The sequence below is a fragment of the Thermus caldifontis genome (assembly GCF_003336745.1).
Taxonomy (GTDB): domain Bacteria; phylum Deinococcota; class Deinococci; order Deinococcales; family Thermaceae; genus Thermus; species Thermus caldifontis.
The window spans coordinates 145343-163497 of record NZ_QGMX01000002.1; the positions used below are offsets into that span (position 1 = coordinate 145343).

Annotated in this window: 19 protein-coding genes and 2 tRNA genes; 17 read left to right on the forward strand and 4 right to left on the reverse strand. The window is 63.9% G+C overall.

Annotated elements, in window-relative coordinates; translation table 11 throughout:
* The first annotated feature begins 92 nt into the window (after nucleotides 1–92).
* From DK874_RS04470 to DK874_RS04480, 3 genes are read left to right on the forward strand one after another with little or no spacing between them, the layout of a single operon-like run.
* Nucleotides 93–803: a (Fe-S)-binding protein gene (locus tag DK874_RS04470; protein WP_114312833.1), complete on the forward strand. Its 711-nt coding sequence runs from the start codon at nucleotides 93–95 to the stop codon at nucleotides 801–803.
* Nucleotides 793–2175, forward strand: a complete 1383-nt coding sequence (locus DK874_RS04475; protein WP_114312834.1) for a LutB/LldF family L-lactate oxidation iron-sulfur protein — start codon at nucleotides 793–795, stop codon at nucleotides 2173–2175. Before DK874_RS04470 ends, DK874_RS04475 begins: the two co-directional genes overlap by 11 nt.
* Nucleotides 2176–2179: 4 nt before the next feature.
* On the forward strand, nucleotides 2180–2749 hold the full coding sequence (locus tag DK874_RS04480) for a LutC/YkgG family protein (protein ID WP_114312835.1): 570 nt from the start codon (nucleotides 2180–2182) through the stop codon (nucleotides 2747–2749).
* Here DK874_RS04480 and lepB read toward each other — a convergent pair.
* Both lepB and DK874_RS04490 read right to left on the reverse strand, forming a co-directional pair.
* Nucleotides 2734–3540 carry a signal peptidase I gene (gene lepB, locus DK874_RS04485; RefSeq protein ID WP_114312836.1) on the reverse strand — a complete coding sequence of 269 codons (807 nt, stop codon included), beginning with the start codon at nucleotides 3538–3540 and terminating at the stop codon, nucleotides 2734–2736. The genes DK874_RS04480 and lepB overlap by 16 nt on opposite strands.
* A complete protein-coding gene (locus tag DK874_RS04490; RefSeq protein ID WP_114312837.1) occupies nucleotides 3537–4292 on the reverse strand; it encodes a patatin-like phospholipase family protein in 756 nt (251 codons plus the stop codon). The genes lepB and DK874_RS04490 overlap by 4 nt, the downstream gene beginning before the upstream one ends.
* A 49-nt stretch (nucleotides 4293–4341) precedes the next feature.
* Between DK874_RS04490 and DK874_RS04495 the strand changes: the two genes are divergently transcribed.
* Nucleotides 4342–5115 (forward strand): serine/threonine-protein kinase, encoded by a 774-nt coding sequence (locus DK874_RS04495; protein ID WP_114312838.1) that lies wholly within the window; start codon nucleotides 4342–4344, stop codon nucleotides 5113–5115.
* A gap of 118 nt (nucleotides 5116–5233) precedes the next feature.
* Here the strand turns inward: DK874_RS04495 and DK874_RS04500 are convergent, their stop codons facing one another.
* Nucleotides 5234–6331 carry an N-acetylmuramoyl-L-alanine amidase gene (locus tag DK874_RS04500; RefSeq protein ID WP_114312839.1) on the reverse strand — a complete coding sequence of 366 codons (1098 nt, stop codon included), beginning with the start codon at nucleotides 6329–6331 and terminating at the stop codon, nucleotides 5234–5236.
* Between the two features lie 48 nt (nucleotides 6332–6379).
* On the opposite strand from DK874_RS04500, the gene DK874_RS04505 reads away from it, so the two are divergent.
* Together DK874_RS04505 and DK874_RS04510 are read left to right on the forward strand one after the other, a co-directional pair.
* Nucleotides 6380–6808 (forward strand): OsmC family protein, encoded by a 429-nt coding sequence (locus DK874_RS04505; RefSeq protein WP_114312840.1) that lies wholly within the window; start codon nucleotides 6380–6382, stop codon nucleotides 6806–6808.
* A 5-nt stretch (nucleotides 6809–6813) separates the two neighbouring features.
* A complete protein-coding gene (locus DK874_RS04510; RefSeq protein ID WP_114312841.1) occupies nucleotides 6814–7572 on the forward strand; it encodes a type III pantothenate kinase in 759 nt (252 codons plus the stop codon).
* Here DK874_RS04510 and DK874_RS04515 read toward each other — a convergent pair.
* Nucleotides 7535–7900 (reverse strand): SRA domain-containing endonuclease, encoded by a 366-nt coding sequence (locus DK874_RS04515; protein ID WP_114312842.1) that lies wholly within the window; start codon nucleotides 7898–7900, stop codon nucleotides 7535–7537. The two genes, DK874_RS04510 and DK874_RS04515, sit on opposite strands and share 38 nt — an antisense overlap.
* Nucleotides 7901–7965: 65 nt before the next feature.
* Here DK874_RS04515 and DK874_RS04520 point away from each other — a divergent pair.
* From DK874_RS04520 to DK874_RS04570, 11 genes are all read left to right on the forward strand, one after another.
* Nucleotides 7966–8042 (forward strand) — tRNA-Asp (locus DK874_RS04520).
* Between the two features lies 1 nt (nucleotide 8043).
* Nucleotides 8044–8119: transfer RNA gene (locus DK874_RS04525), tRNA-Phe, on the forward strand.
* Between the two features lie 674 nt (nucleotides 8120–8793).
* Entirely contained in the window at nucleotides 8794–10209 is a 1416-nt protein-coding gene (locus tag DK874_RS04530) for an HD-GYP domain-containing protein (protein ID WP_114312843.1), read from the forward strand.
* A gap of 50 nt (nucleotides 10210–10259) precedes the next feature.
* A complete protein-coding gene (locus DK874_RS04535; protein ID WP_114313006.1) occupies nucleotides 10260–10754 on the forward strand; it encodes a DUF5317 domain-containing protein in 495 nt (164 codons plus the stop codon).
* A gap of 72 nt (nucleotides 10755–10826) precedes the next feature.
* Complete coding sequence (locus DK874_RS04540; protein ID WP_114312844.1) at nucleotides 10827–11831, forward strand: homoisocitrate dehydrogenase; 1005 nt, start codon at nucleotides 10827–10829, stop codon at nucleotides 11829–11831.
* Nucleotides 11832–12021: 190 nt separating this feature from the next.
* Nucleotides 12022–13155 (forward strand): type IV pilus assembly protein PilM, encoded by a 1134-nt coding sequence (gene pilM / locus DK874_RS04545; protein ID WP_114312845.1) that lies wholly within the window; start codon nucleotides 12022–12024, stop codon nucleotides 13153–13155.
* Nucleotides 13148–13771, forward strand: a complete 624-nt coding sequence (locus DK874_RS04550) for a flagellar protein FliT (RefSeq protein WP_114312846.1) — start codon at nucleotides 13148–13150, stop codon at nucleotides 13769–13771. Before pilM ends, DK874_RS04550 begins: the two co-directional genes overlap by 8 nt.
* A complete protein-coding gene (locus DK874_RS04555; protein WP_114312847.1) occupies nucleotides 13761–14384 on the forward strand; it encodes a type IV pilus inner membrane component PilO in 624 nt (207 codons plus the stop codon). Before DK874_RS04550 ends, DK874_RS04555 begins: the two co-directional genes overlap by 11 nt.
* On the forward strand, nucleotides 14381–15322 hold the full coding sequence (locus tag DK874_RS04560; RefSeq protein WP_114312848.1) for a competence protein: 942 nt from the start codon (nucleotides 14381–14383) through the stop codon (nucleotides 15320–15322). The genes DK874_RS04555 and DK874_RS04560 overlap by 4 nt, the downstream gene beginning before the upstream one ends.
* Before the next feature lie 35 nt (nucleotides 15323–15357).
* The gene (locus tag DK874_RS04565) at nucleotides 15358–17595 is read left to right on the forward strand and encodes a secretin GspD/PilQ domain-containing protein (protein ID WP_114313007.1); all 2238 of its coding nucleotides are present in this window, start codon (nucleotides 15358–15360) and stop codon (nucleotides 17593–17595) included.
* An 86-nt stretch (nucleotides 17596–17681) separates the two neighbouring features.
* Nucleotides 17682–18107: a DUF1640 domain-containing protein gene (locus tag DK874_RS04570; RefSeq protein ID WP_114312849.1), complete on the forward strand. Its 426-nt coding sequence runs from the start codon at nucleotides 17682–17684 to the stop codon at nucleotides 18105–18107.
* Nucleotides 18108–18155: the final 48 nt, after the last annotated feature.

Consider the following 18155-nt stretch of genomic DNA (forward strand, 5'->3'; position numbering starts at 1 on the left):
GGATTATACAGCCCCCCGGGGGTAGGGTCAAGGCGGGTTCCCACAGGCCGTCCCACCCCGTCAGCCCGGCCAAACCGTTAGTATGGGGGTAAATGCGGGTAGCCCTTTTCATCACCTGCCTGGCGGACCAGTTCTACGCGGAAGCGGGGGTGGCCACGGTACGCCTCCTCAGGGCCCTGGGGGTGGAGGTGGATTTTCCCCAGGAGCAGACCTGCTGCGGCCAGCCCGCCTTCAACGCCGGCCACTGGAAGGAGGCCCGGTCCCTGGCCCGGCGTACCCTAGGCATCTTCCAGGATGCCGAGTACGTGGTCCTGCCCTCGGGAAGCTGCGCCAGCATGGTGAAAAACCACTACCCAGAGCTCCTTCCCGGGGACGGGGAAGCCCTTGGGCTTTCGGAGAAGGTCTACGAGCTCTCCCAGTTCCTGGTGCGGGTGCTGGGCGTGTCCCAGCTGGGAAAGGGGCTTTCAGGGAAAAGGATAGCGTACCACCACGGCTGCCACGCCCTAAGGGAGCTGGGGGTTAGGGAGGAACCCCTTTTGCTCCTGGAAAACGCCGGAGCGGAGATCCTCCCCTGGGAGGCGGCGGAGGAGTGCTGCGGCTTTGGGGGGCTATTTTCGGTGAAGCTCCCCGAGGTCTCCCTGGCCATGGCCGACCGCAAGCTTTCCACCCTGCCAGAGGCGGAGGTCCTCACCTCCACGGACGCCGGCTGCCTCCTCCACCTTTCCGGACGCATGGGCAAAGGGGGAAGAAACATGCGGGTGGTTCCCCTGGCCACCCTCTTGTGGGAGGCGTATGCAGGCTAAGGCCAAGCTCTACCCCAAGGAAGCCGCCAGGCTCTTAAGGGAAAAGCCCGGGGTGCGGGAGGCGGTCACCGGGGCCACCCTGCACTTTGAGGAAGGCCGCAAGAAGGCCTACGGGGAGATGGACGCCGAGGCCTTAAGGGAAAGGGCCAAGAGGGTGAAAGACCACCTTCTCACCCACCTGGACCAGTACCTGGAGTTGGCGGAAAAGCGGCTACGGGAAAAGGGCGTCCAGGTGCACTGGGCGGAAGGCCCTGAGGAGGCCCACCGCACCTTGAGGGAGATCGTGGCCCGCCACGGGGTAAAGCGGGCGGTGAAGGCCAAGAGCATGCTCACCGAGGAGCTTGGGGTAAACCCCCTTTTGGAGTCCTTGGGGGTGGAGGTCTTTGAAACCGACCTGGGGGAGTATCTGATCCAGCTTCTCGGCGAACCCCCCAGCCACATCGTGGGCCCGGCCATCCACCTCTCCCTTCCCGAGATCCAAAGGCTCTTCCATGGGCGCTTCGGCACCCCCCTGGACGCCTCCCCCGAGGCCCTGGCCGCCGTGGCCAGGAAGGTCTTGCGGGAAGCCTTCCTCACCGCCGAGCTGGGCATCAGCGGGGCCAACTTCCTGGTGGCGGAAACCGGCACCCTGGCCCTCATGGAAAACGAGGGGAACATCCGCCTTTCCACCAGCCTTCCCAAGGTGCACGTGGCCTTTGTGGGCATAGAAAAGCTCCTTCCCCGGCTTGCCGACCTGGCCCTCTTCCTACCCCTTACCGCCCGGGCGGCCACGGGGCAGCGGCTTTCCACCTACGTTTCCCTCATCCAGGGCCCGGCGAAAGAAGGGGAGGAGGGCCCAGAGGAGGTGCACGTGGTCCTGGTGGACCACGGCCGCACCACCCTGCTCCACGACCTCGAGGCCTGGGAGGTGTTGCGGTGTCTCCGCTGCGGAGCCTGCCTCAACGCCTGCCCCGTCTACCGCCAAACCGGGGGGCACCCCTACGGCTACGTGTACTCGGGGCCCATCGGGGCGGTCTTGGACCCCGGGCTTTTGGGCCTCGAGGAGGCCTACCCCCTCCCCTACGCCTCCACCCTTTGCGGGGCCTGCTATGAGGCCTGCCCGGTGAAAATCCCCATCCCCAAGCTCCTCCTCACCTGGCGGAAGCGGGCGGTGGAGCGGGGCCTTGCCCCCACCTGGGAAAGGGGCGCCATCCAGGCCTTTGCCAAGGTGATGGAAAGCCCCACCCTCTACCGGCTCTTCTCCAAGGCCTTGAGGGGTCTTCCCCTGCCCCAGGACCTCCTTCCCCTCCTAAGGGCCTGGACCGAGGGGCGGGGCCCCTTGAAGCCCAGCCCCAAGCCCTTCCACCTGCTTTGGCAGGAACTCAAGGAGTAAGGCCATGGACGCAAAATCCCGCATCCTAAGCCGCATCAGGCAGGCCCTTAAGGGCATGCCCAAGGCCCTTCTTCCCGAGCACCCCCACCCGGCCTCCCCCCAGGACCCCTTGGCCCTTTTCCTAAAGCGCCTGGCGGAAAACGGGGCCGAGGGCCACCTCCTGGACGAGGAAGGGGTGAGGAGGCTTCTTGCGGACCTGGCCCAAGGGCTTCCCGGGGCCGCTTATGGCAAGGGGGTTCCCTCCGCCTTCCGCCTCCTGCCAGAAATCCCTCCCGAAGAAGCCCCCTTAGGGGTGTCCCGCGCCCTCTTCGCCGTGGCGGAAACGGGGACGGTGGCCCTCTCCTCGGAGGATGGCAGGAGGACCCAACTCTTACCCCCCGTTCACCTGGTCCTGGTGGAGGAGAAAAGGGTCTACCCCAGCCTCCTCGAGGCCCTCTTGGACCTGAAATCCCTTCCCAGCGCCCTAGGGCTCCACTCCGGCCCCTCCAAAAGCGCCGACATTGGCCAGGTGATGGTGAAGGGGGTGCATGGCCCTGGGAGGCTGGTGGTGGCCGTGCTTCAGGGCAGTTGGTAGGCGGGAGGCGGGGAAAGCCTTCTAAGGTTCAGGCGAAGCCCTCTCTCATCCCGCACGAAGATGGGCCACCACACGAAGCTGGCCCTGCCAGCGATGGCCTCCACGGGCACGGGTCCAAAGGTGCGGGAATCCTCCGAACCCCCCAAGGTGCGGTTATCCCCCATGACCAGGTAATACCCCTTCTTGAGCCGAATGCGCCCCACCTCGCAGGCCTCGGTGAAGCGGCTTCGGGCCAAGACCTCTTCCGAGGGGGGCAGGAGCATCTCCCTAAGGGGCCTTAGGTAGGCGGGCAGAAGCTCCACGGGGAAATCCCCCTGCTGGGTGAGGAGGCGGGTCATCCGCCCGTCCTTATAGCACACCCCCGGAAAGGAATCGGGCCAGGGGGCGATGCGGTCGGTGATGTGCCTTTCGTCCAGGGGTTTGCCGTTGATGTACACCACCCCCCGCTCCACATAGACCTCATCCCCCGGCACCGCCACGATGCGCTTGATGAAGAAGGCCCTGAAGCTAAAGCCCAGGATGGGAAAGCGGGCGGTGGCGTTAGGGGTACCTTCGGGAGGCTTGAGGATGGCAATCTCTCCCCTTTTCCACTCCATCAGGCCAAAGCGCACCAACCAGGTTTCCCACTTGGGCACCAGAACCCGCTCCCCGTTTTGCAGGGTGGGAAACATGCTCTGCCCCACCACCCCCACGGTGGTGAAGACAAAGGTGGTGACCAAAAACGCCACCAGAAGGGCTTCTCCCACCTGGCGGAACCACTCGCGAAAAAGATAGTCCCAAAACGCCTTCATACCCCTCCTACTCTACCCGTTATGGCTTGCCTGGCCGCCTTGCGCCCTGCTTCCACGATCTCCTCCAGGCGGCGGAAGTCCTCAATGCCCACCCCGGGCAGGCTGGGCCTCACGTACACCTCCGGGGCATATAGGGTGAGGCGCACCGAGGTGAGGTGTAGCTGCATCAGGTCCACCGCCCGCCGGGCCAAGGCCAGAAGCCCCTTGGGGGCCTCCTCCACCCGGCGCTCGGGGGTCACGTCCACGGCATAGACCTCCGTGGCCCCCAGGAAGCGGGCGGCATCCACGGGAAGGTTATCCAAAACCCCGCCGTCAAAGAGAAGCTGCCCCTCCCGTTCCACCGGGGCCAGAAGGCCAGGATAGGCCGCCGAGGCCAAGACGGCGCTGGGGAGATCTCCTTGGGTGAGGAAAAGGAGCCTACCCGAAACCACGTCCACCGCCGTGACCGCCAGGGGCCTTTTAAGCTCCTCAAAACGCCCGGGCAGGTGCTCCGCCAGGAAATCCTTGAGCTTCTTGCGGGAAAAAATCCCCTCCCTGGGGGAGAAGCCCAAAAGCCCCAGCCAGGGAGTCTTGCGGGCGATGGCCAGCATCTCCGCCGGGGTCTTGCCTGCGGCGTAGAGCGCCCCCACGATGGCCCCCATGCTGGTCCCGGCCACCACCTGAAACTCCAAGCCCGCCTCCAGGAAGACCTCGAGGGCCCCTACATGGGCAAGCCCCCTGGCCCCCCCACCGGAAAGCGCCAAGCCGCGCACGCCAAAAATCCTAACGGCTTCTGGGTGAAAGACGTGAGGGCTGGATATAGTGGAGGCGGTGAGCCTGGCGGGGAAGGTCCTTTTGAACCGATACCGGGTGGTGCGCCCCCTGGGCCGGGGGGCCTTGGCCACCGTCTACCTGGCCTTTGACCGCTATGGCACCCCCTATGCCCTCAAGGTCTTCCCCCCGGGGGCCGAGGCCAGGCGCAACCGGGAGTTTTGGGTGGGCCAAAGGCTTTCCCATCCCAACCTCAACCCGGTCCTGGAGAGCCTGGACCTGGAGGAAGGCCCCGCCCTCCTCCTGGCCTACGCCCCCGGGGAGGAGATGGGGCGCTGGATGCTCCGTAGTCCCGGCAGAAATCGGGCCCTTTTCGTCTTCCGCCAGCTCCTCCTGGCCCTGGCCCACATGCACGGCAAGGGCCTGGTGCACCGGGACGTGAAGCCGGAAAACATCATCGTGGCGGGAACGGACGAGGCCAGGTTGGTGGACTTTGACCTCTCGGGACCGGCCCTCGAGGCCTTCAAAAAACCCTTAAGGCTGGGCACCCTTCCCTACCTGGCCCCCGAACAGGTCCTGGGGCAAAGCCCTGGCCCCGAGGCCGACGTCTACGCGGCAGGGGTCATCCTGTACTGGGTCCTCTCCGGAGAGCACCCCTTCGTGGGGGGACCGGAGGAGGTGCTCCTCGGCCACCTGCAAGGGGCCGTGCCCCCCATACCGGGCCTGGGCCTCGAGGAGCAAGGCTATGTAGAACGCCTCCTGGCCAAGTCCCCTAAGGAGCGGTTTCCCTCGGCAAGGGAAGCCTTGGACGCTTTCCCCTTTTAAATGGCCGCTTGCCTTATCCTCTCCACCCTCCTAGGCTCCGCCCTCTTTGCGGGCCTGGGAGAGGTGGCGGCGGGAAGGCTTTTGGTGGAAGGGGGCCACTGGGCCCTGGTGGTGGCTCTCAGCGGGCATAGGCTCCGTTGGCCAAAAAGGTGAGGATGCCCGCAAGAAGCCCCTGGGCCACCCTCTCCCGGTAGGCGGGGTCGGCGAGGCGCCGCCCCTCCACCACATGGTCCCCGAAGCCGATCTCCACCAAGACGGCAGGGACCTTGGCGTAACGAAGCACAAAGAGATCCCCCGGAAAACTCCCCCGGTAGGGGCTCCCCGTGACCTGGGAAAGGTGCCGCCCCAGGGTTTCCGCCAGGCGCTGGCTGTAGCGCTGGTTGGCTTGGGCCACGATGTCGGAAAGGATCCTCTCCGCCACGGTGCAGGCCTCCTGGGTCAGGCGCTTTCCCAACTCCCCCCCGCCGTTTTCCCGGATCACCTGGGACAAGACCCTAGCGTCCTGGGCCCGGCCAAAGTAAAACACCTCCACCCCCTGGGCGGTGCGGGTGGGTGTGGCGTTCACATGAATGGAGATGAAGAGGTTCACCTGGGAACTATCGGCCATGGAAGCCCGCCGGGAAAGGTCCTCCCGTTTATCGGGGGAAAGGTGCATGTCCCGGTCCCGGGTGAGGCGCACCTCTATCCCCTCCCTCTCCAGAAGGCGCTTAAGGCGCAAGGCCACATCCAGCACCACCTCCTTCTCCACCACATGCCCCACCATCCCCGGGTCTATGCCCCCATGCCCCGGGTCCAGAAGGACCACGGGTTTCGGCGGCTTGGGAGGCCGGTTGCGGACGGGGTCCGGGGCAGGCTTGGCTGGGGAAGCCGCCTCTTTTTTCAAGGTCAAGTCCACCACCAGCCGCTCGGGGTCGGTATAGCGCACCACTTTAGCCTCCACGGGCCCTTTCAGGCGCACCACCACCCGCACCCCCTCCCCCTCGGAAACGGTCTGCACGGAAACCACCTCCGGGGAGTTCACCACCTGGTCCAGGGGGGCCACCTTTATCCCCTTAAAAACCACGATCAGCTGGTCCTGCTCCTGGGAAAGGCTAGGTTCTATCTCAGCCTTAGGTAGATCAAACACCAAACGGGTGAAGCCCTCATGCACCCCCACCCGGGGAAAGGCCAAGGCCAGGTTCCATACCAAGGCGAAAACCAGGAGGAATACCCGCATCCACGCCCATTCTAGCGGGATAGATGAAAGCCTGGTAAAATCCGGCTCATGACCAAGAGGGTTGTGATCCACCACCTGGTAGGCCACCGCTTCCTGGGCATCAACGAGCAAGGGGACAAGGTGATGATCGACGGGGACCAGCCCGCCACCGGCCCCCGACCCATGGAGCTCCTCCTCATGGCTCTGGGGGCCTGCACCGCCTACGACGTGGTGGACATCATGAAGAAAAAGAAGCAACCCCTGGCCCGCTACCGGGTGGAGGTGGAGGGCATACGGGCGGAAACCCATCCCAAGCGCTACACCCACATCACCATCACCCACATCGCCTCGGGACCGGGGGTGACCCTGGAGGCCCTCGAGCGCGCCGCCCACCTCTCCCACACCAAGTACTGCTCCGTTTCCGCCAGCCTCAACGCCGAGATCACCGTAAAGGTGGTGCTGGAGCCCTGGGAGGAAGACCAAGAGGCCCAAGGCTAAGCGCCATGCTCCTGGCCATAGACATCGGCAACACCTCCACGGTCCTGGGGGTCTTCTCCGGGGAGGACCTCATCGCCCACTTCCGCATCCACACCGACCGGATGCGCATGGAAAGCGAGTACCGGGTGGTGTTGCAAAACCTCTTCGCCCTGGAAAACCTCCCTCCCCCCAAGGCCGCCCTCCTTTCCAGCGTGGTGCCCCCGGTGGAAAGGGAGATGAAGGAGGCCATAGAGAAGCTTTTTGGCATCCGGGCCCAGGTGGTGGACGCCGAGGCCACGGGGCTGGAGGTGTGCATAGATAACCCCAAGGAAGCCGGCACCGACCGCCTGGTGAACGCCGTGGGCGCTTTGGGCTACGAAAGCCCCACCGGCCGCTACATCGTGGTGGACTTCGGCACCGCCACCACCTTTGACCTGGTGGAAGTTCCCAACCGCTACCTGGGCGGGGCCATCACCATCGGCCCCCAGACCGCCGCCGACGCCCTGGCGGCCCGGACCGCCAAGCTTCCCCGTATAGACCTGGTCCCCCCCCCTCAGGTGGTGGGCAAAAACACCCTGGACGCCCTGCGCTCAGGCCTGGTTCTGGGCTATGCCGCCTTGGTAGAGGGCATGGTGCGCCGCTTCCAGGAGGAAGCCGGGGAGGCCCTGGTGATCGCCACGGGAGGCTTTGCGGAAACCCTGCGGGACCTCTGCCCCTCCTTTGACGTGGTGGACGAGGACCTAACCCTTAAAGGCCTGCTTCGCATCCACAAGGGGCAAGGGTAAACCAGTACACCCACCGTCCCTCCTCCATAAGAAGGGCGTAGCGGTGCCCCTCCACCCGGTAGCACCCTAGGTCCCGCCAAAGGCCAGGCCGCTCCCGCAGGAAAACCCTAAAGGGGGTACCCTCCTGCTGGGCCAGAAGAAGCCGCAGGTTTCCCCCTATGGGCTCCTGGTTTCCCCGCTTACCCTCGCCCTGGTAGAGTATGCGGCCATCGGGCAAAAACACGTTGCGGTACCCCGACTCCCCCCGGTCCACCAGGAGGCTACGCCTCCCAATCCCCTTCCGGGTCCGGTGGTAGGCCAAGACCTCGCTCCAGCTTAAGCTTGACACCGCCCTTTCCCCCGGCTATCATCCTAAGTGCCCGGTCGGACGCCCCCGACCCGGCAACAACCTAAGGCCCCGTGGTGTAGTTGGTTAACACACCCGCCTGTCACGTGGGAGATCGCGGGTTCGAGTCCCGTCGGGGCCGCCAGGCCGAGGTAGCTCAGTTGGTAGAGCATGCGACTGAAAATCGCAGTGTCGGCGGTTCGATTCCGCCCCTCGGCACCAGCAGGAAAGCTGGACTGCCCTCTTAGGGAGGGCAGTTTTTCTTTTCCCCATCCTGGGTTGCCATTTTTGCTACACTACCCCTGAAGGAGGTGGGAACCTGCGGGAAACCCCTTTAGATTCCGGGTGGGTATTCGGATAGGGCATTTTTCGGCGCAAAGAGCCTTTATTCTAGGGTATTGCCGGTGAAATTTTCGGGGTGTGTTCAAGCTGGTGCATTGGTGGACTGTGAGGGCCTAGGCCCCGCAGTCGCCTTGTTTTTTTGAGGCCTTGTATTCCCCCCAAACCCGGAAGGTTCCCCCTCGCCCAACAGGGTACTACCCAGCTGGCCAGGGATGTGCTAGGCTGGGTAGTATAAATCTGACTCACTCCCAGAAACTGTTAAAGTAATGGCGATTTTCACCGTTATGATACCTATTCTTTACCTCTTGACAGTATTGACAGACCCCCCTAAAGTGAAAGACAAGCAAACGGGGCCAACCCCCCGGAAGCTTTAGGAAAAGGAGGGATGAAGATGAAGAAGCTGATCGCTAAGGTTCTGGCACTTCTCGGCTCTCTGGTGGCTTTGGGACTGGCGGCTGGGGCTAGCTCACACTGGCAGTAAAAACGGCCAAAATCTGGCCGTTTTTTTCTTTTGGGCCCCCAGGGTGGGGGCTTTGTGCTATCCTTAGGCCAGTATGCTCCAAAAGCTCCGCCGCCTGGAACTGCCCCCACCCAAGGTGTTAGCCCTCATCTCGGCTGTCTTTGTAAGCTTCCTGTTGCTGGAAGGCTATCTAATCCTGCACTACGGGTTCAGTCTTCCCCCACCAGGCTTCTCCTGGTTTGACCTCCTTTTCTGGGCCGCACTGGTCTTCTGGAGCGTGCGGGTGGAGATCCGCCTTCCCCTAAGCGCCAGCATGAGCCACCTTTTCCTTTTCGCTCTGGCCTTGGTAGTCCTCACGCCACCCTGGTTTGCTCCACTATGGGTTTTTCTGTTCCAATCCAGCGGTAACAGATGGTACAAGCAGCTATTTAATCGCTCCCAGGATGCCCTGGCCACCCTGGCCGCCGCCCTGGTTTGGCAATTTTTTCAAGCGAACCCCTTCATTCTTGGAACTTTCAACTTAAGTTCTGGCGCAGGAATAAGCTTAGCCTCAGTTACCTTTTTCGCAATTAATATAAGTTTAATGACCCTGGTTATTCATCTCGCTAGCGGTACCCCTATCCGAGAAATCTGGCGGAAAAACTATGGTTGGTTAGTAGCCAGCTATTTTCTCCTCTCCCCCTTCGCCTTGCTTATGGCCCAGGCCTACAAAACCCCGCTTATCGGTGGCTGGGGGGGCTGGACGATCCTTTTTTTCCTGGTGCCCTTGTACTACAGCCGTTTCTACTGGGACGAGAAGGTGCGGCTGGAGCAGGCCTTTGACACCACCCTTGAAGTCCTCATGCACGCGCTAGAGGCCAAAGAAAGGGAAACCCGCCTGCACTCCGAACGGGTGGCCGATATCGCTTCTGACATAGCGCGGGCTTTATACCAGGACGAAGCCAAGGCTCAGGAGATCTACCGGGCCGCAAGGCTTCACGACATCGGCAAAATCGGCATTCCCGAAGCCCTTCTCCTTAAGCCCGACAAGCTCACGCCCGAGGAATACCGGATTGTGCAAAGCCACACCACCAAGGGGGCTGAGCTCCTGAAGCCGGCGGAGAAGGTGGCCTTTGGGCCTGTGGTCTACAACGTGATCCTCCACCACCACGAGCGCTGGGATGGCCGCGGGTACCCCAAGGAGCTGGCCGGACACGAAATCCCCGAGGAGGCCCGCATCGTGGGCCTGGCCGACGCCTACGAGGCCATGACCGCGGGCCGCCCTTACCGGCCGGCCAAGTCCTCGGAGGAAGCCTTAAACGAAATCCAAAGCCTTTCCGGTATCCAGTTTGACCCCAAGCTGGTCAAGCTCTTCACCCAGCTTTGGCACGCGAACCCCATCTGGCGTGACCGCGAAGCTTACCTGAAAGCAAAGGAGGGACCCTTATCACGCTCTACCTGGCCGCAGCCCTATTCGGAATCGGCCTCGCCCTCGCCCTCGGAGCCAAACCCAAGGACCTTGGGGGAATAGAGTTAAGGGTGCCTTGGGCCTTCCTCCTGGCCGCCTTGGCCGAGGGGGGGTTGGCCTACGGAACCTACCGGGGCCTTTTTCAACCCGAATGGGCCGGGCCCTTGGCGAAGGTGCTGGTCCTCCTCCTGGTGGGGTACGGGCTTTACCGGAACCGGCACCTGAAAAGCCTCTACCTGGTGCTCTTGGGCCTTGCCCTGAACGCCCTGGTCATCTTCGCCAACGGGGGCCATATGCCGGTGAGCCTGGACGCCTTGAAAAAGGCAGGCATAGAAGGCTGGGAGGAGCTTCTCAAGACCCGGGGCGACGCCGTGCACAGCCTTTTGGATGAATCCACCCACCTTCCCTTCCTGGGGGATGTCATCGCCCTGCCACCCTTGCGCAAGGCGGTAAGCCTGGGGGACCTCTTCATTCTGGCGGGAATCGTTGGGGTGGTGGTGGAAGGGGCCCTAAGGGCCGGGGGAAGACGGCTTTCCAGGCGTCAGGCAGCCTTTAGGGTCCTGGTTTTTCTCCTGCTGGTTTTCGTTCTCCTTACCCTCCGCACCTGAGCCCAGCCTACTCATGGCCTGGTGTAGTGTATATTCCCCACAAGGGGGCTTACCCCTAGATCCGGAGGCAACATGGCGTACCGCATCTGCTTGATTGAGGGCGACGGCATCGGCCACGAGGTAATCCCAGCGGCCAGAAAAGTTCTGGAGGCCACCGGCCTTCCCCTGGAGTTCGTGGAGGCAGAAGCAGGTTGGGAAACCTTTGAGCGAAGAGGCGTTTCCGTGCCCGAGGAAACGGTGGAGAAAATCCTTTCCTGCCAGGCCACCCTCTTTGGGGCCGCCACCAGCCCCACCAGGAAGGTGCCGGGTTTCTTCGGGGCCATCCGCTACCTAAGGCGCAGGCTGGACCTTTACGCCAACGTGCGCCCCGCCAAAAGCCGCCCCATCCCGGGAAGCCGAAGCGGGGTGGATCTCGTCATCGTGCGGGAGAACACCGAAGGCCTTTACGTGGAGCAGGAGCGGCGCTATCTGGACGTGGCCATCGCCGATGCCGTGATCTCCCAAAAGGCCAGCGAGCGCATTGGCCGCGTGGCCTTGAAGATCGCAGAAGGCCGGCCCCGAAAAACCCTGCATATCGCCCACAAGGCCAACGTTCTGCCGGTAACCCAGGGGCTTTTCCTGGACACGGTGCGGGGGGTAGCTAAGGAGTACCCTTTGGTAAACGTCCAAGACATCATCGTAGACAACTGCGCCATGCAGCTGGTCATGCGCCCCGAGCGCTTTGACGTGATCGTCACCACCAACCTCCTGGGGGATATCCTCTCGGACCTTACGGCGGGCCTGGTGGGGGGCTTAGGCCTAGCCCCCTCCGCCAACATCGGGGATACCACTGCCGTCTTTGAGCCGGTGCACGGCTCCGCCCCCGACATCGCCGGCCAGGGGATCGCCAACCCCACGGCGGCCATCCTTTCCGCCGCCATGATGCTGGAGTACTTGGGGGAGAAGGAAGCCGCCAAGAAGGTGGAGAAGGCGGTGGACCTGGTGCTGGAAAAGGGCCCCCGCACCCCGGACCTAGGGGGAACGGCCACCACAGACACCTTCACCAAGGCGGTGGTGGAAACGCTTAAGGCCCTCTGAGGCTTGGGCCCAAGGGCCCCTCGAGGCGAGGTCCTCGAGGGGTATAGGCTTTCCTTAAGACGCATCCGGCTGAAACCAGCGAGGGAATGCCAGCGACCTCCTCTTCCCTATTCCAGGAAGACCATGTATACTGCAAGCAGGTTCGCCTATGGCTTGTAGCGGCCACACCGCTCTGTGTTGAGGAGGCGATGTGTTTTCGGGTTTCAGCAAGCTATTCCAACCCCGCGTGGAGGCGCTGGGCCTGGAGATCGGCGCCGCCAACTTAAAGCTGGTGGAGCTTTCCGGCAACCCTCCTGTCCTCAGGGCCCTAGCCACCCGGCCTATCCCCCCGGGCATGCTGGTGGAAGGGGTGATCGCCGAGCCCCAGGCCCTGGCCCAGGAACTCAAGGAGCTCCTCGCCGAAGCCAAGGTGCGCAAGCGCTATGTGGTGACCGCCGTCCCCAACCCCAGCGTCATCCTCCGCACCCTGCAGGTGCCCAAGATGCCCCTTAAGGAGATGGAAGAGGCGGTGCGCTGGGAAGCGGAGCGCTACATCCCCTTCCCCATCGACGAGGTGGTCTTGGACTTCGCCCCCTTGGACCCCCTGGCCGAGGCAGCCGAGGGGGAGCAGGTGGAGGTGATGGTGGGGGCGGCCCGGCAGGAAGCGGTGGCTTCCCTGCTGGAGGCCTTGCGGGGAGCCGGCCTGACCCCCGTTGTCCTGGACGTAAAACCCTTTGCCGGGCTCTACCCCCTCGAGGCCCAGCTCAGCAGCGACCCGGAAGGGGTTTCCGTGGCCGTGGAGATCGGGGCGGAAAGCACCAGCCTGGTCCTCCTTAAGGGAGACCGCCCTTTGGCGGTGCGGATCCTCACCCTTTCGGGCAAGGACTTCACCGAAGCCATCGGGAAAAACTTTGGCCTGGACTTCCTCACCGCCGAGGAGGTGAAGCGCACCTACGGCCTCGCCACCATCCCCACCGAGGACGAGGAGCTTCTTCTTGACTTTGACGCCGAAAGGGAGCGCTACAGCCCCGCCAAAATCTACGACGCCATCCGCCCCGTCCTGGTGGAGCTCACCCAGGAGATCCGGAGGAGCTTGGAGTTCTTCCGGGTGCAACTGGGGGATGTGCAACCCGAGGTGGGCTACCTCTACGGCGGGGGGAGCCGGCTTCGGGGTCTCGCCACCCTTCTCACCGATACCCTCGGGGTCAACTTCACCGTCCCCGACCCCTGGCAGGGGATCCAGGCGGATCCCAAGCGCTTCGACCTGGAAAAGCTAAGGGAGTTGGGCGCAGAGTTCATGGTGCCCGTGGGGCTCGCCTTACGGGGGGTGATGCCCTTTGATTAGGCTTAACCTCCTCCCCAAAAACCTACGCCGCCGCATAGAACCGGGCTGGTGGCGCCTAGCGGCGGCCACCTTCGCCCTGGTGGTGCTTTCGGTGCTGGGAATCCTCCACTACGGCGCATATACGGAGCTTAACCAAACCAAGGCGGAGCGGGACGCCCTAAGGGCCGAGGTGGAAGCCCTGAAACCCTTTATCGCCGAGCAAAACCGCCTGGAGCAGGAAAGGAAGGCCCTCGAGGCCCTCCTGGCCATCCGGGAAAGCCTTAAGAAGAACTTCGTCCCCTGGTCCGAGTACCTGGCCACCTTCATCCGCCAGATTCCACAGGAAGGGGGCCGGCTTCCCCTGGCCCTGCGCTCCGTGGGCACCCGGGCCGTTCCCGAGGAGGAGGCCACCCGGATGGCCCAGGCAGGCACCTTTGACGGCAAGCGGGTGCGGGTGGAGTTCACCGTGCAGGGGGAGGCGCTAAACCAAAACGCCCTGGTGAGCTTCGTGCGGGCCTTTGAAACCTCCCCCCGCTTTGGCATAGAGTTCCAAGGGGCTTCCTTGGACCAGAACCGGGGGCTTTACACCTTCAGCGCCCGGGTGGGCTTGGTGGGGGGTGAGGAAAGTGCTCGCTAGGCTGGGACAGCGGGAATGGGCCCTGATCGCCATCGCCCTCACCCTGGTGGTGGCCCTTCTCTGGTACTTCCTCCTCATCGTTCCCCTGCGCCAGGAAACGGAAACCGTGCGCCAAGAGATTGAGAGGCTCATCCCCGAGCGGAATAGGGGACGCCAGGCCCAGCGGGCCCTGCCGGAACTCCGGGCGGCCATCGCAGAATTGCAAGCGGAGCGCCAGGCCTTCCTCAGGGCCCTTCCCAAGGAAGAGCGCCTAGCCCAGGTCTTGAACGAGATCCTGACCGAGGCCCTTAGGAGCGGGGTCACGGTACGCTCCTTCACCCGCTCCCCCACCTCGGCCCCGGTACCCGAGGTGCGGGCGGTGAACCTGGCCCTCTCCTTGGAGGCGCCTTTCCCCGAAACCTATGCCTACCTGAAGCGCCTGGAAGGGCTTTCCCGCTTCAGCTCCCTTTCCGGGCTTAACCTCAGCGTCCAGGGTCAGGACCCAAACCCCCTTCTCTCCACCAGCCTGACCCTAACCCTCTACATGCTGGCCAAGGACCTGGGTCAGCCTGAAGGCGCTACCCAGACGCAAGGAGCTCCATCGCCGCCAGCGGCACAAGGAGGTGGTCGGTGAAATCCCTTCTCCCACGCCTGGCCGAGGCCTGGCGGAACCTCCCCCAGTCCACCAAGCTCCTTCTGGCAGGCCTCCTCTTGGTGAGCGCCGTGGCCATCTGGTACGTGGGCTTCTACTTGCCCGCCCAGGTGCCCGCTGTGGCCGAGCCCACCCCTGTCCCTGCACCCCAGGCCACCCCCAAGGCCATAGAGGCGCCTCCCATCCCGCCCCTCGAGGCGGAAGCAACCCCGCCCTCCCCAGGACCCACACCCCCTAAGGCCCAGGCGGAAAGACCTCAGGCCACGGAAGCCGCAAAGGCCCAAGCCCCGGTGCCGGTGCCGCAACCCCAAAAGGAAGCTCCCCTGCCCAATCCCTTCGTGCCCTTGGTGGTGGAGGCCCCACCCCCTGCTCCCCTGCCCACCCCTACCCCAGCCCCCAGACCCCAGCCCGTGCCCACGGGAGCCCCTGTACGGGTGAGCCCGGGAACCCCCTTGCCCGCCCCCACCGTGGCCCAGACGCCACCCCGACCCCTTCCCGGAAGCCAAGGGGCCCTGCCTGCCCCCAAGGTGCTGGCGCCAGCCTTCCGGGCGGAAACACCCAAGGCTGAGTTGGAAGCCCCTCCCATCCTCACCCCACCGGCTGGGCTCGTGGAAGCCCCCTTGCCCGCCCAGACACCAACAGAGGAAGGGAAGGCCGAACCCGTCCCCACCCCTGCTAAAAACCCTTTGGAAACCCTGGTGGAGGAAAGGGGACTCAAGCTGGCAGGCACGCTTCTAGGCCCGGTGAGCGTGGCCATCCTGGAAAGCAAGGAGGGGTACCTGGTGTTACCCGTGGGTAGCCCTCTTCCGGGTAGCGAGGCGGTGCTCCGGCGCATCGAAAGCGACCGGGTGGTTCTGGCACTAAAGGACGAAAGCCTTGAGATTTCCCTAGAAAGCATGCAAGCAGGAGGTGGTCAGTGAGAAAGGCACTTATAAAGCTTGTGATCCCCGGCCTTATGGCCCTAGGCATGGGGGCCCTGGCGGGAAGCCTTCCCCAGGAAGGGCGTTTTGACGCCAAGGTAGACCTGAAGGTTTCTGAAAGCCAGGTGCGGGCCGGGCTCACCCTGCCCTTGGATGTGGTCCTGGAAGCCCTAGCCCGAAGCGTGGGCCTCCAGCCCCTCATCTACCGGGCCTACGACGCCACCGGTGACCCGGCCAAGGCCCAGCCCCCCTTGCCCAACATCAAGCTGGACTTCCAGGGCAAGCCCTTCCGGGAGGTCTGGGACCTGCTCTTCGCCACCTACGGCACCCAGTTCAACCTGGACTACCTCTATCTGCCCCCGGATGTGGTGGTGGTGGCCCCCACCCAGGTGATCACCGCCTTGGTGGACGCCCCAAGCCGCACCGGGGCCATGGAGCGGAAGCCCTACCTGGTGGCCATCCCCGAGATCGCCTACCGGCGGACGGAAACCGATGCCCAGGGGCAGGCCCGCACCCTGGTGAACATAGAGGGGGCCAAGGGCTGGGTGCAAAACGATCTCCTTCCCTTCCTCTCCCGGGAGGCGGTGGGGCTTAGCGTGAACTGGATCGTGGTGGAGGAAGGGGGCAAGCTCAGGGCCCTCCTCTCGGTCCTGGCCACCCCGGAACAGCACGCCCGCTTCTCCGACATCCTCCAGCGGGCGGGGATCGACTTCCGCCCCCTGCCCGCCCTCACCCTGCCCAAGCCCCGGGTGGAGCGCCCCTATGCCCTCACCCACGCCACCTTCCCCGAGCTCCTCCCCTTTTTGCAAAACCAGGTTCCCAACGCCCAGATCACCCCTGTTCCCACCGACCCCAAACGGGCCATCATCAACGCCACCGAGGAGGACCATACCCGCATCAGCGAACTCCTCAAAACCGCCGACCTGCCCAAGCCCACCCCTTTGGTGCGCCGGGTGTACACCCTGCAACACCTCACCTATCAGGAAGCCCAGGAAAGGCTTCGCCCCATCCTGGACAAGGAGCTGAAAGGAGCCCGCCTCGAGGCCATTCCCGGAAACCCCAAAGCCCTCCTCCTGGAGGCCACCGAAACCGACCAGACCCTCTTCGTGGAAATCCTTAAGGCCGCCGATGTGCCTCCTCAGGTGGCCCCGCCCACCCAGGAGGCCACGGTGCGCCGGCTCTACCCCTTGCGCTTTGCCGACGCCGAAAAGGTAGCCCCCTTCCTGGCCCGGGAGGTGCCGGGGATTGTGGTGCAGACGGTTCCGGGGCAACCGGTCCTCTCGGTGCGGGGCACGGAAAGGCAACTTTCCGAGGTGGAAAACCTCCTCGCCCAGATTGACCGAGCCCCTGAGCAAGGGCCGCCCGTCTTCCAACGCTCCTACCAGCTCTCCAACGCTAAGGCCTCGGAGCTGGCCAAGGTGCTCCAGGAGGCCTTGCAGGCCCGGCAGGCCCAAGGCCAGGGTCCAGCGCAACCCCAAACCCCAGGACGCCAGGCCACGGTGGTGGCGGACGAGCGCACCAACACCCTTATCGTCACGGGCACGCAGGAGGACCTGGCCCTGGTGGAGGGCCTCATCCCCAGGCTGGACCAGGCGGTGCCCCAGGTGAACCTAAGGGTGCGCATCCAGGAGGTGCAGTCCAACTTCACCCGCAACCTAGGCCTCAAGTGGAACACCATTGCCGGCGGGAACGTGGCGGCCAGCATCCTGGATTCCGGGCTTTCCCTCATCTTTGACAGCACGAGAAGCCTGGCGGCCCTCAATATCCTCGCCACCCTCGAGGCCCTCCAGCGCCAAGGCCTTTCCCGGGCCCTAAGGGATGTGAACCAGACGGTGCTCAACAACCAGACCGCCCGCCTGCAGTCCGGGGAAACCTTCCTCATCCGGCGAGTAGTGGGGGACCGGGTGGAACGGGTTCCCTTTGACATCGGCATCATCGTGGAGGTCACCCCCCAGATCACCGCCGACGGCCAGATCCTCCTCAACATCAAGGCGGAGGTTTCCGGCAACGTCCAGCGCAACCCCGTGGACGGGGATGTGGACCGCTTCACCAAGCAGGTGGTGACCACCACCCTTAGGGTGCGGGACGGGCAGACCGTGGTCCTTGGGGGCCTCACCTCCCAGGAAAACAACCAGGTGCAACAAGGGGTGCCCCTCCTCATGGATATCCCCCTGATCGGGGAACTTTTCAAGCAACGCACCCAGGAAACCACCGACCGGGAACTTCTGGTGGTCATCACCGCCGATATCGTCAAGGAAACCGCAAGCCGCTAGCCCTCTTGCGTAGCCAAGGAGGTGGGGTTCCTTACTCCCCTGGTTGCTTCCTCGAGGGTTCTAGGGCCGTGCTATCCTAGACCTAGATGACCACTGAGGAACGGCTTTACAAGTTGGAGGGCATTGTAGAGGGGGTTATGGCTACCCTTCCTGGGCGCATGACCGCCCTGGAGAACCGCATGACCTCCTTGGAAAACCGCATGGACCTCCTGCGGCAGGAGTTAAAGGAGGAGGTAAGGGCGCTTGAGGATAAGCTCACCCAGCATATGGCCAGCCTTCGGCAGGAGTTTAAGGGGGAGCTCTCGGCCTTGCGGCAGGAGTTTAAGGGGGACCTCTCAGCCCTGCGGCAGGAGCTAGAGGGGAACCTCTCAGCCTTACGGCAAGAGTTTAAGGGGGACCTCTCAGCCCTGCGGCAGGAGCTAAAGGGGGACCTCAACACCGCCTTTAACCGCATGATGCTGTACCTCACCGCCCTGGCCGCTATCCTGGCCCTGCTAACCTTTCTGCGATAATTTTTCCCCACCCCGTACCCGGGAGGCTTGACAACGTCGTCTCTTTTT